This window comes from Paraglaciecola sp. QJM3NY_14, from assembly GCF_056173245.1.
The window spans coordinates 1634196-1646830 of sequence record NZ_CM149664.1 but is presented as its reverse complement, the minus strand read 5'-3'; the positions used below and the strand labels follow the sequence as shown (position 1 = coordinate 1646830).

Annotated in this window: 10 protein-coding genes and 2 pseudogenes; 7 read left to right on the top strand and 5 right to left on the bottom strand. The window is 46.5% G+C overall.

Going from position 1 to position 12635, the window contains the following annotated elements; all coding sequences use genetic code 11:
• The first annotated feature begins 203 nt into the window (after window positions 1-203).
• Complete coding sequence (locus AC0VYA_RS07005) at window positions 204-1826, top strand: sulfatase-like hydrolase/transferase (RefSeq protein ID WP_475490513.1); 1623 nt, start codon at window positions 204-206, stop codon at window positions 1824-1826.
• A gap of 606 nt (window positions 1827-2432) precedes the next feature.
• Here the strand turns inward: AC0VYA_RS07005 and AC0VYA_RS07000 are convergent.
• Window positions 2433-2612: pseudogene (locus AC0VYA_RS07000) on the bottom strand (DUF4437 domain-containing protein); the annotation flags it as partial.
• Between AC0VYA_RS07000 and AC0VYA_RS06995 the strand changes: the two are divergent.
• Window positions 2606-2800 (top strand): annotated as a pseudogene (locus AC0VYA_RS06995) (LysR family transcriptional regulator); the annotation flags it as partial. The pseudogenes AC0VYA_RS07000 and AC0VYA_RS06995 overlap by 7 nt on opposite strands.
• Before the next feature lie 77 nt (window positions 2801-2877).
• Here the strand turns inward: AC0VYA_RS06995 and fghA are convergent.
• The 3 genes from fghA to AC0VYA_RS06980 all read right to left on the bottom strand — a co-directional run bounded on the left by fghA (window position 2878) and on the right by AC0VYA_RS06980 (window position 5441).
• Window positions 2878-3720 (bottom strand): S-formylglutathione hydrolase, encoded by an 843-nt coding sequence (gene fghA, locus AC0VYA_RS06990; RefSeq protein ID WP_475490512.1) that lies wholly within the window; start codon window positions 3718-3720, stop codon window positions 2878-2880.
• Between the two features lie 125 nt (window positions 3721-3845).
• A complete protein-coding gene (locus AC0VYA_RS06985; protein WP_475490511.1) occupies window positions 3846-4970 on the bottom strand; it encodes an S-(hydroxymethyl)glutathione dehydrogenase/class III alcohol dehydrogenase in 1125 nt (374 codons plus the stop codon).
• 144 nt (window positions 4971-5114) lie between these two features.
• Window positions 5115-5441: an SMR family transporter gene (locus AC0VYA_RS06980; RefSeq protein WP_473479485.1), complete on the bottom strand. Its 327-nt coding sequence runs from the start codon at window positions 5439-5441 to the stop codon at window positions 5115-5117.
• A 232-nt stretch (window positions 5442-5673) separates the two neighbouring features.
• On the opposite strand from AC0VYA_RS06980, the gene AC0VYA_RS06975 reads away from it, so the two are divergent.
• From AC0VYA_RS06975 to AC0VYA_RS06965, 3 genes are all read left to right on the top strand, one after another.
• On the top strand, window positions 5674-6558 hold the full coding sequence (locus AC0VYA_RS06975) for a LysR substrate-binding domain-containing protein (protein WP_041713494.1): 885 nt from the start codon (window positions 5674-5676) through the stop codon (window positions 6556-6558).
• Between the two features lie 176 nt (window positions 6559-6734).
• Entirely contained in the window at window positions 6735-7106 is a 372-nt protein-coding gene (locus tag AC0VYA_RS06970; protein ID WP_011574274.1) for a VOC family protein, read from the top strand.
• A 177-nt stretch (window positions 7107-7283) separates the two neighbouring features.
• Window positions 7284-8915 (top strand): FMN-binding glutamate synthase family protein, encoded by a 1632-nt coding sequence (locus AC0VYA_RS06965; RefSeq protein WP_011574273.1) that lies wholly within the window; start codon window positions 7284-7286, stop codon window positions 8913-8915.
• A 46-nt stretch (window positions 8916-8961) separates the two neighbouring features.
• Here the strand turns inward: AC0VYA_RS06965 and AC0VYA_RS06960 are convergent, their stop codons facing one another.
• On the bottom strand, window positions 8962-10188 hold the full coding sequence (locus AC0VYA_RS06960) for a threonine/serine exporter family protein (protein WP_475490510.1): 1227 nt from the start codon (window positions 10186-10188) through the stop codon (window positions 8962-8964).
• Between the two features lie 333 nt (window positions 10189-10521).
• On the opposite strand from AC0VYA_RS06960, the gene AC0VYA_RS06955 reads away from it, so the two are divergent.
• Window positions 10522-11202, top strand: coding sequence for an SDR family oxidoreductase (locus AC0VYA_RS06955; RefSeq protein ID WP_475490509.1), 681 nt, complete (start codon window positions 10522-10524; stop codon window positions 11200-11202).
• 172 nt (window positions 11203-11374) lie between these two features.
• Window positions 11375-12625: a Vgb family protein gene (locus AC0VYA_RS06950; RefSeq protein WP_475490508.1), complete on the top strand. Its 1251-nt coding sequence runs from the start codon at window positions 11375-11377 to the stop codon at window positions 12623-12625.
• Window positions 12626-12635 lie beyond the last annotated feature (10 nt).

The window sequence follows — 12635 nt, the reverse complement described above, 5'->3', positions numbered from 1 at the left end:
CCGATAACCACAAAACACTGCCTGATGCTGACATACGCTAACGAATGGAAAGGACATGTAGTTGGCAAAAAATTGATATACACTCAATGTATATTGTTAACAATTGATTTCATTTAGTGAAGAAATTCTCAATCATATCCGTCGGTTTACTCTGTGCGTTTTTATCGTTTACTAGTCATAGCGCCCAGAAGCGACCCAATATCGTGATAATCCTGTCTGATGACTCTGGGTATACTGATATAGGTAGCTTTGGGGGGGAGATTGACACCCCGAACCTCGACCAATTGGCGCAAGAAGGTATGCGATTTAGTGCGTTCTACAGTAATGCTAGATGTAGCCCAACCCGTGCCACATTGCTAAGCGGCGTCGATGCTGCACATGTAGGCTTTGGTGGCGGAGTGGTTGGAGATTGGGTGCGTGAACTCCCTTTCAAAGCGCATCGGGCGCGATTGCCCTATGAACAACCGCTGATTTCTGAATTGCTCGCCAATAATGGTTATCACACCATGATGGCAGGTAAATGGCATTTAGGTGGGAGCTACATTAAGCAGCACCCTGAACAGATGAGCCCATACTGGCGTAAAACCCATCCGGGCATGACGCTAACCCAGAATGAAATGGAGCAGGATTATCTTGGACTTCCGCCACAACGTGGGTTCCAGCAGAGCTTTGTGTTTCATGGGGCTCAGGGCAACCTATTTATTACCCCCGAAGATAAGCATGAATATTATGAGGGTAACCAAAAGGCAACCCTAAAATATGATGGCCAATACACCATGCACTGCTACGCGGAGAATGCATTTAACAAGCAGCGTTACGGAGCTTGTCATGGCAAATCGGGGAACGCATTTTATGCTACCGATGGCATGACAGATCGCGCTGTAAAAATGATAAACAGCGCGTCTAAATCATCTACTCCCTTTTTTATGTATGTGGCCTATCGGGCGCCTCATAAACCCTTGCAAGCGCCTGAAGAGTTGGTGAAAAAATATGTAACACGCTACGCAAACTTGCAAAAAATAGCTGATAAACGTCATTCAGGGTTAGTGGCCACAGGCATGTTTCCAAAAGACGTTAGCACGGCCAACAACAATGATGCTTGGACAAAAGCCGAGCAGCAAAAAGTAGATAAATTTCGTCTACAAGCAGCGGTTCATGGTGCCATGATGGAAAAGCTCGACCAGAACGTGGGAAAACTTATTCACGAATTAAAACGCAGCGGTGAATATGATAATACCCTGATTTTTTATTTTTCAGATAACGGTGCTGCCTCCCATATTGGCGATTTGATGAATACACCTTACAAAGGCGTTAAAGCACTATTATGGGAAGGCGGAGCAAGAACCCACGCAATTGCGAGTTGGCCTGGTGTGATTAAAGCTAATAGCATGACAAATGATGTGGTGTGGGTGGGCGACATCGTACCGACGCTTTTAGAAATCACTCAAACAAGTTTCCCAAAAACATTTCGTGGCGCCACGCCCAGAAAACCTGATGGTCGCAGTGTTTTTAAAACCCTAAAAGGCCAGTCGATGCCGCCCCCAGAAGCATTATTCTTCAATGACAAAGGCCAGCAAAGTGTTATTTATCAAGACCGCTGGAAGTTGTTAATCGAGCCAGGTTGGTATTTACAGACCTTAGCCAAGCCCGGTATAGCGTACGAGCTCTATGATATACAGAACGATCCAGGTGAAACCCAAAACCTAGCTAATAAACAGCCAGAATTGGTTAGTAAATTAAACGCTATGTGTGAAGAATGGAAAGTAGAAAATAACATCGTAGACTACGCTGACATCATTAAAATTAAGCCACAAGATCCATATTAAGCATGTGTTGTATAGCAGCGATTACCGAGGAATATAAGGGAATAACGGCACGAAATGCCTTGGTTATTGTTTGATAAGGCGTTAACCAAAAAATTGAGTTTGCTCGCTTTTGTATGTTGTTCGAATATTCATAAGCATGGCCCGAGCGCTGTGCACAACGCTGCCGATATCGCGAAGTAAAACCAGCGATGAGACTAAGGTTGACGCTTTAACCTCATATTTTGCCGCACTTTATGAAAAGTTCCACGGTATCAAACACCTCCGCCAAACAGCGCCTTGTGGCATAAGAAGTCTTACTAAAAGACCATTTTCCCATGTCTCATCTTCTGACATCAAAAATAACAGCTAACTTACGTTATGTGATGAGCGCCAGTAGTGAGCGTTATTATCGTATGCACTTTGACTTTAATAGACAAATGGCCACCGAATGCGGTCAATTATTTGTCATCCAATCCCTTGCATACCTAGACTCAAAAAAATAAGTCGTGATAATGAATAGTGGCCAACTTACATTGGCCATTCTCGCGTTGTTCCTAAGGCCTATCTTTCCCCCTTTTACAGTTTACTGTCAGGAGCTGTCACTTGATATTTGCTGTTGGTGCGAATGAAAAGTGTGGCTGGCATCCACATTTTTTCAGGTTTTGGGTCGTCATTGTGCATTTGGCCTTCGATCACAATCCCCCGATAAGTAATGTTGTGAATGTGCGGCGGAGACTCAAACCCTTTGTTAAAACGGACCAACATACCCGTGGCAGTATCTGCGGTGCGATCGCCCCATAGGTCAGCTTAAGCGGCTTATGCCCGAATATAAAATTCCGTTAACCCAAATGTGGTTAGTGCTACCCAGTCGCCTGTTAATATCCCCCGCTATTCGCCTCATTCGAGATGAACTGAAACGACACATCAACGAATTGAGAACACAATTAATCACCAACCAACTCTTATCCGAGGAAGAATGGCCACAGGCCGAGTGAGGGGTAAGGTCAGCGCAAGCGCTCACCTTCTTGAGTATTGAACCAACTAGGATGCCTGCCAGAACATTGGCTTTAGGCTAGGCCTTGTCCAAATGCTCTGCGTGAAAACGAAAATGTGATTCAATAAAACTGCTGATAAAGTAGTAACTATGGTCATAACCCTCATGCAAATTCAGCGCTAGCGGATAACCGCTGGCCTTAGCTGCACTTTGCAAAACGTCTGGCTTTAACTGCTCACTTAAGAAGTCATCTGATGCGCCTTGGTCAACCAAAGCGGGGACAAACTGCGTGGCACTGCGCATTAATTCGCTGGCATCGTATTCACGCCATTTAGCCATGTCACTCCCCAGGTATGCGGTGAAGGCTTTTTGCCCCCAAGGGCAGTTTACTGGGTTACTGATCGGGCTAAAGGCCGACATTGATGTATAACGTTCGGGGTTACGCATGGCGATAGTCAATGCCCCATGACCGCCCGTTGAATGGCCGGCAATGGCGCGTTTGTCTGACACAGGAAATGTGGCTTCAATCAGCTGAGGCAATTCATTCACCACATAGTCATACATGTGATAATGACGATCCCAAGGTGCTTGGGTCGCATTCACGTAAAAGCCAGCGCCCTTACCCAAATCATACCCTTCAGCATCGGCCACATCGTCACCCCTAGGGCTGGTATCTGGTGCCACAATGGCGATGCCCAGCTGAGCTGCTATACGCTGTGCACCGGCTTTTTGCATAAAGTTTTCATCGGTGCAGGTCAATCCGGATAACCAATACAGAACCGGCACCTTAGTACCGTTTGCGGTTTGCGGCGGTAAATAAATCGCAAAGCGCATGGTGCAATCTAAAGTCTTGGATGGGTGACTATATTGTTTGTGCCAACCACCAAAGCTTTTATTGATGGATAAGTTTTCAATTGTCATAAGCATGCCTAACACTCCGCTAGGAGCCTCTTGTTGTTTTGTAGAATTTCGTGTTGTTGCAACGTGATGTTGCTAAAAGCGCAAAATGCATGACTGCTCGCTCAAGAGCAAGCAGTCGCTTTCGCTCAGAAGTGAATAACGCTGCGAATACTTTCGCCTTTGTGCATCAAGTCGAACGATTCGTTGATGTCTTCAAGGCTCATAGTATGAGTGATGAAATCGCTCAGTTTGAACTCACCTTGCAAGTAACGCTCTACATAATCTGGCAATTCAGAGCGCCCTTTCACGCCACCAAATGCAGAGCCGCGCCATACACGACCTGTCACTAACTGGAATGGGCGGGTTGCAATTTCTTGCCCAGCACCGGCCACACCGATGATCACAGACTCGCCCCAACCTTTGTGGCAGCACTCAAGTGCAGAGCGCATTAAATTGACGTTGCCGATACACTCGAACGAGTAGTCAACGCCCCCATCTGTTAGCTCAACAATCACGTCTTGTATGGGTTTGTCATAATCTTTTGGATTAATAAAATCAGTTGCCCCCAATTTCTTGGCTAATTCAAATTTACTTTCGTTGATATCGATAGCAATGATACGACTGGCTTTAGCCATGGTTGCACCAATGACCGCTGACAAGCCAATGCCACCCAAACCGAAGATGGCCACAGTGGCGCCCTCTTCTACTTTTGCGGTGTTCATGACCGCTCCCATGCCTGTAGTCACACCGCAGCCTAGCAAACAGACTTCTTCTAAGGGGGCATCTTTGTTCACTTTTGCCAATGAGATTTCAGGCAACACTGTGTACTCAGAAAACGTTGAACACCCCATGTAATGGAAGATAGGCTGGCCATCTTTATAAAAACGCGTGGTGCCGTCAGGCATCAGGCCTTTACCTTGGGTTTCCCGAATTTTTTGACAAAGGTTCGTTTTACCAGACAAACAGAATTTACATTCACCGCACTCAGGGGTGTAAAGAGGAATAACATGATCGCCAACCGACACGCTGGTAACGCCCTCACCTACCTGCTCAACAATACCGCCACCTTCGTGGCCCAGAATAACCGGGAAAATTCCTTCTGGATCTTCACCAGACAAAGTGAACGCATCAGTGTGGCACACACCAGAAGCTATCACTTTAATCAGTACTTCGCCTTTGCGCGGAAGCATGACGTCAACTTCCTCAATCGACAACGGCTGCTTAGGGCCCCAAGCAATGGCGGCTTTAGATTTTATAAATTGATCTGACATAGTGATCCTCTCTTTGAGTTAATAAATTGCTTACGGAAATAATTCGCTTTCGTGAATAAAATTGCGTTAGTAAAAATAGTCGCCTTGGGTGCTGCGCTTCGTTCATTTAAACCACACCTTGAAGGCGTAAAAATGGGCTTGTACTTAATGGCTATGGCCTTGAGACAAATTGATCATCGCCACACCAACGGCGACAAATGCCATACCAAACCATGTGGTTAAATCTAAATGTTGGCGGTAAATCACCGTCGACAACAAGGTCACAGTGACAATCGCTAGGCCAGCCCACAACGCGTGTACAATCCCTATAGGCATGCCTTTCATCGCTTGCCCTAAAAACATAAAAGCCGCGACGTGCCCCAGTAACACCAATACGCTGGGTAAAGGTTTAGTAAAACCATCGGTTTCTTTTAGCGCAACATGTGACATGGCTTCTGCAACGACACCTAGCATTAGAAATACCCAACTCATCTTTGCTCCCTATGTAGTGTATTAGCGCCGCGCTGACAGAAATATTTCAGTCATGACCAGAGTTAGTTAACGGATCTTGTTCGCTGCACTAGTGCTGAGTTTGAGCTTCTGCCAAAACGCCCATTGGTTTTTGTTTTATGCTCGTTTGCGAATATGGGACGCATTATATTTATTTCTTCACAGATGATAATATGCTTATTTAGTAAATTACTTTTACTCACAGGTAACAATGATGCAGTGGGAAGGGATCAACGAATTTGTTTATGTGGCCGAAGCCGAGAGTTTTACTCAAGCGTCAAAAAACTTAGCTATCTCTACCGCCCAAGTCAGCCGCCAGATCAGCGCGCTGGAAACGCGATTAAACGTGAAGCTGTTTTATCGCACCACGCGAAAAGTGTCACTAACTGACGAGGGGCGACTCTTCTACCAGCATTGTCGCAGCGTACTTGACGGACTCGATGCCGCTGAGCGCGCCATCACGAATTTACAATCGAAGCCCCAAGGCAAAATTCGCCTCACTGCGCCGGTGACCTATGGTGAGCAGCAAATACTGCCGTTAGTAAATGATTTTATGCTCCAGTACGCAGAGGTAGAAGTCACCGCCTATTTAAGTAATCAAAAAGTCGATTTAGTTGAACAAGGATATGATCTGGCCATTCGCCTCGGAAAATTAAGCGATTCATCCATGATGGCAAGAAAACTCGGGACTCGCACCAACTCTGTGTGCGCCTCCCCTGCCTATTTGGCAAAATTCGGCTTCCCGCACTCTTTATCAGAGCTGAGTAAACACAGCTGCTTGCTGGGCACCCTAGATTATTGGCACTTTCGTGTCGACGACAAAGAGCGAAATATCCGCGTGAAAGGCAGGCTAAGGTATAACAGTGGGTTTAGTTTAGTGGACGCTGCGCTCAAAGGCTTGGGCATAGTGCAACTGCCAGACTACTACGTGCAAGAACATCTTGAAAGTGGCGCCCTGGTCAGTTTATTAGATAATTATCGCGAATCCGAAGAAGGTATTTGGGCGATTTATCCGCGTAACAGGCATTTATCCCCCAAAATTCGCTCCTTAGTGGATTATCTAGCTGAGCATATAGGGTATACCAATTCCGTTAAATAATTGCTAAGTGGCTAATTATTTAATGGCGTTGGTATTAAGCCATCAGTCTCGTCAACTCAAGACTGCCCTTTGCGTGAACTGATCTTGAATGCTAGCGTTAGTGTACTTAAAGCATGCTCGTCATTACGCAAATGGGCAGTCGTGCTTGCTAGCGATTGAGAACAAAGGGGAACAACATGGAACTGGGGGCTTTTTCAATTAGCTTAAGCGTTAAGGACATCGCTCTATCCAAAATCTTTTACGAGAAATTGGGCTTTGCGGCAGTAGGAGGTGACCAAAAAAAAGGTTGGTTAATCCTAAGAAATAGCGGTCAAACCATAGGTTTGTTTCAAGGTATGTTCGAAAAAAACACGCTGACGTTCAACCCAGGTTGGGACGTTCACGGCAATCCCACAGAAACCTTCACCGATGTGCGTAACATTCAGCAAGCATTGAAAAGCAAAGACATTGATTTTATGAGCGAAGTCACTGAAAACACGGTCGGCCCAGGCAGCTTTATGATGACTGACCCAGACGGAAATCCCATATTGGTCGATCAACACAGATAATTAATTCTCTGCGTTATTAAGACAATTGATTGAAGAATATGGAAACACAACCCATTGGACTTTACAGGTCTAACTGAACATATTTGAACAACCTAACTGAAATACGTGAACGAATTGGATAAATCTTTGGGTCTGATACGTATCGACTTTCTTAAAAACAAACAATAGTGAGCAACAATGGAAACAAAACTGATAAAAATTGCAATTTGGTCAGCTGTGGTCGTTCTACTCCTGAGCTTGTTGTGGCTCCCCGCGCTTTGGCTGTTCGTACTGCTGATCCCGATCGTGGCATTAGGTTATTACGATTATCATCAAACACGGCATAGCATTTTACGTAATTTTCCCGTTGTGGGTCACGGCCGCTGGATAATGGAGCGCATTCGCCCCTTCGTTCGACAGTATTTTTTCGAATCAGAAACCGACGGCACACCGATTACCCGTATGTTCCGCTCATTGATTTACCAAAGAGCAAAAGGCAGTTTGGACTCCAATCCCTACGGCACAAAAATCGATACCCAGCGCGTGGGCTACGAATGGATAGGCCACTCAATGGCAGCAAAGCACCATGACAGCAAACGCCCTGCCCCGCGCATTACCGTTGGTGGCCCCGATTGCACCCAGCCTTACGAAGCCAGTTTTTTTAATATCTCCGCCATGAGTTTTGGCGCACTGAGCGATAACGCCATTCGAGCACTTAATAAAGGCGCGGCCATAGGCGGCTTTTACCACAACACGGGTGAAGGCAGCGTCAGTGATTACCACCTAGAAAATGGCGGTGATATTGTATGGCAAATTGGTACCGGTTATTTTGGTTGTCGGGATAAAGAAGGCAATTTTGCTCCTGAAGCATTTCAAAAAATTGCCCACAAAGATGTCATCAAGATGATTGAAATTAAACTCAGCCAAGGGGCAAAACCAGGCCATGGCGGCCTATTACCCGCTGATAAAAACACCAATGAAATTGCTAGAATTCGCCTTGTTGAGCCCGGCACGCAAGTGGACTCGCCGCCATCTCACAGCGCGTTTGAAACACCTATTGAAATGATGCACTTCGTTAAACAATTACGGGAGTTATCTGGTGGAAAACCAGTGGGCTTTAAACTGTGTATTGGCCGGGCCAGCGAATTTGTCGCTGTGTGCAAAGCCATGGTTGAAACCGGTATCAAACCAGATTTCATCACAGTGGATGGCGGTGAAGGTGGCACAGGAGCCGCTCCACTTGAGTTCTCAAATTCCGTAGGCATGCCATTGCGTGAAGCCCTATCATTCGTATGTGACATTTTGGTTGGCTTCGATTTGAAAAAAGACATTCGCGTTATTGCCAGTGGTAAAACTTTCAGTGGCTTTCATTTGGTCAAAAACCTCGCCCTAGGTGCAGATATGTGCAACAGCGCCAGAGGTATGATGGTGGCGTTAGGCTGTGTACAGTCATTAGAATGCAACACCAACAAGTGTCCAACAGGCATAGCCACGCAAGACCCTAAATTAGCTAGAGGTTTAGTGGTGCCAGATAAAGCCGAGCGCGTGGCGCGTTATCACAAGGCCACGGTGAATTCGGCATTAGAAATTATTGCGTCTGCAGGCTTACGTAACACAGAGGATCTTAATCGCTCGCATATTTTCAGGCGTGTCAGTCAAACTGAAGTGCGCCGCTTCGATGAAATATACCAAAGCCCAACCACAGGCAGTTTTTTTGATGAAGAAAAACCGAGCAAGTTTGCTCAGGCACTTAAAGAAGCCAGTCCAGACAGCTTTTATCCGAAACAATATTTAGCAGAGACGGACGAAGGGTTAAAGGAAGTGAGTTAACGCTGGCATCTTTAAACCAACACTAGGCGCTTAGAATAAATAAATTCTACAGCGCCTTTTTTGTAGGCATGACGACGTTAGCGAATATGAGACCTGCAATCAGCGACATAAAAATTAAGAAGGTTTCCTGCCCTATATGCTCTGCTTGCACGAAGTCTTGGCCAGATACAAAGGAATTCAAACCTATGTAGGTTTTCGACCCTGGCACTAAAACAATCAAGCCTTGCATACTCACCAATGACGCTGGTGCGTGGGCAATTCGGGTGAATAAATTAGCGTATATACCAAGAGCAAATGCCCCCACAAAGGTGCTTAAGCCCTGCTCTAAATATGCTGAACTCCACACCGTCGCCCCATACGCAATAAAACCGGAAAGCAAGGTCCACGGAATATGTTTAAACCGCGTTCTGAAGATAACCACTAAGCCCAAGCACAACATTAATATGGCGAACCAGCGTGTCCATTCCGGTAAAGACGTAGCAACTGATGACTCATTTGGCCCAAAGAATCCAAAGCCGATGCTGATCCCAAGAAATGCCCCAAAGTAGAGTTTAAATAGTTGCATCACCGCATCCATGACGCGCGCGGTACCAGAAACTAAATTACGTGATGACAACTCAGCTAGCCCCATGGTTAAGGCTAAGCCCGGCACCAGGATGATCACGGACGAGAGCACCACCAGTGGTATGTTCATCCCGTGATCAAAATAAAAGCTAATCGCACAAGCAATCAACCCAGCGGCCAAAGATGCCGCTGGCTCTAACATTAGCGTCACTCGGCGAGAAATTTGTGACCATAACACCAGAAAGTAAACCACTAAGCCGATCAATGACGTCCAGAGGATCTCTTGCCAGCTAGCCCCCATCAACATAGCAAATGCGCCCGGTGCGGCACAAAACCCTAGACCGGTTAAGATCTTGCCATAAGGGCTAGGCATCTCATTGATCACGTCAAGTTGGTGATCAGCTTCTTCTAAACCGACTTCACCAGCGAGCAGGCGCGTCGCCAGCTCATCAGTGCGGGATAACGCATTCATATCGTAATCACCAGGCTGTACACGTACCGAATGGTTGTACTCATCTTCCCGCCTGTCGCTCCAAATCACAAACGTCAACGCCGTGGGCGTGGCAATAAAGGATGCGCGAACCCCCAAATAGGTCGCAAGCTCAGTTAGGTAAGCTTCTAAGCGAAACGCAGGTGTACCGTATTTGTGCAACATAATGCCCAATTTAACGATAAATTTTCGAATTTGAATAAACTCTGCAGTATTCACTTCACGCACCCTTTTTGATACCTAATTCGATTATTTTAAATCGCTCATATTTAACGACTTAACTTAAATTTTCGCGGATTCTAGTGACATTTAAAGAGTTACACAACGCACATTTTTTACTCACATTGGATTATAAAAACTAATCCTTACGAGCGAGAACGGCATCTCTATATTGGTTCCTGATCGATAGACCAAGGTAGTTCCACTTACACGATTATTTACATCTCATCATTCAGTCACTTCGTCTATCTGGCTTGAATTTGATCAAAACACCATCAGCTCTAGTAGTAACAGAAAAAAACATTAAATTTTACATCACTAGGAGAAAGTAACATGGCAAAAGAAAAAGTCGTATTAATTACCGGCGCATCCAGTGGTATCGGCGAGATGACAGCCAAAATATTGGTCCAAAATGGCCACAAAGTAGTATTGACCGCTAGAAGACAAGAAAAGTTAGATGAATTAGTCGATTACCTCGGCGCTGACCATGCTATTGCAGTCGCCGCAGATGCCACCGAGATTCACGAGCTTGAGAAAGTGGTAAAAGAAGGAATCAACAAATTTGGTCGACTGGATGTGGCGTTTGCCAATGCTGGCATGGGTGTGTCTACATCTGGCACAGAGAAAGGCGATCCCGACGAGTGGGATACCATGATTCAAATTAACATCAATGCTTTACTCTACACCGCTAAGCTCACGTTACCCCACCTAAGGGAGTCCGTAGGGCAGTTTATCATTACCAGCTCAGCGGCTGGCAGACGTCCCATTAAAGGTTCGATTTACGGTGCAACTAAATGGTTTGCCTATGGGTTTGGGCAAAATTTAGCAGAAGAAATGGCAGAATGGGGCGGCCGCTGCACAACTATTGCCCCGGGCATGGTTAATACACCATTTTTCGATGAAGAAAAGCCAGACAAACTCGCTCCCGCAGATGTAGCCGATGCCGTGCTATTTGCCGTGGAGGCTGATAAGCGAAATTGCGTTCGCGAAATTTTCTTAATGCCAACAAACTAGACTAGGCTGGACCTTAGGCAAATCTATAGCTGCTTCATTGGGGTACGCTCAAGTCGGACGACACGGAATGTGGCGTCGTGGTTACAAGGTGAAGTAATTGCGACGCGTTTTGGCTACGCGGCATTGTGATTTAGTGGCGCCGTGGTTGTGTATTTTTCATTTAGGAGGAAATATGAAGCATCTAGCGAAAGCCATTTTTACCCTGGCACTAAGTCCTTTACTGAGCCCTGGGTCTCTGTTTGCACAGTCTTTGCCAGATACATCTGGCAAAGAATTGGTTGAAGCCCATTGCAATGCCTGTCATACCAGCGAGCGTATTGTATCTAGCGCTGACTACAACCAAACGGGTTGGCAGCATTTGATTGCCACCATGGTCAATTTAGGCGGCAATCCCAACCGCGAAAAAATCACTGCCTATTTAGCCGAACACTTTCCTCCAACGTCACATCGCAACCCGCAACTAGTGGAGGGCGACACCTCTGTTACATTTGAAGAATGGGTGGTACCCACATTGGGCCAGCGTTCCCGAGACCCAATTGAAGCGCCAGATGGTTCGATTTGGTGGGCTGGCCAGTGGGGGAATCTCATTGGGAGCATAAATCCACAAACCGGTGAGATGCGTGAATACCCCTTGCCGGCTAACGCCATGCCACACACCGTCACCCACGACAGGGAAGGTAACATTTGGTACACAGGCAACAAGAACGGCACATTGGGTATGCTCAACCCGCAAACAGGAGAGATCACCGAATATAAAATGCCCGACCCGCGTGCGAAAGACCCCCACTCCGCTATTTTTGATGACAACGGTACACTGTGGTTTACCTTGCAGCACAGCAACATGATTGGCCGCTTGATACCCAGCACGGGGGAAATCAAATTAGTCACCATGCCCACCCAAGACGCTCGCCCTTACGGCATTAAAATTGATAGCAAGGGCACACCTTGGGTGGCGTGCAACGGTAGTAATTGCTTAGTCAAAGTAGACCCTACAAGCATGGCAATCAGTGAGTACCCACTGCCAAATGAAAACACCACCGTCAGACGCCTTGACATCGCCGATGATGGCATGATCTGGTACGTTAATTCAGGGCGTGGTCGCTTAGGTCGACTCAACCCTAACAATGGCGAAGTCAAAGAATGGCCATCCCCCAGCGGGCCAAACTCACACCCCTACGCTATCGCGGTCATTGGTGATGCTATTTGGTACAACGAATCAGGTAAACGCCCTGATGCCTTAGTTCGTTTTGACCGCAAAGCACAAACCTTTCAAAGTTGGCCCATTCCCACTGGAGAGGGAGACGCGCGCATCTACGCCGGTATCGTGCGCCACATGCGCCCAACCCGTGACGGTAATCTGCTCATCCACCAAAGCGCGACTAATCGAATTATTCTGGTGAAGGCTGAGACCAAAAAGAACTAATCCCGTTATT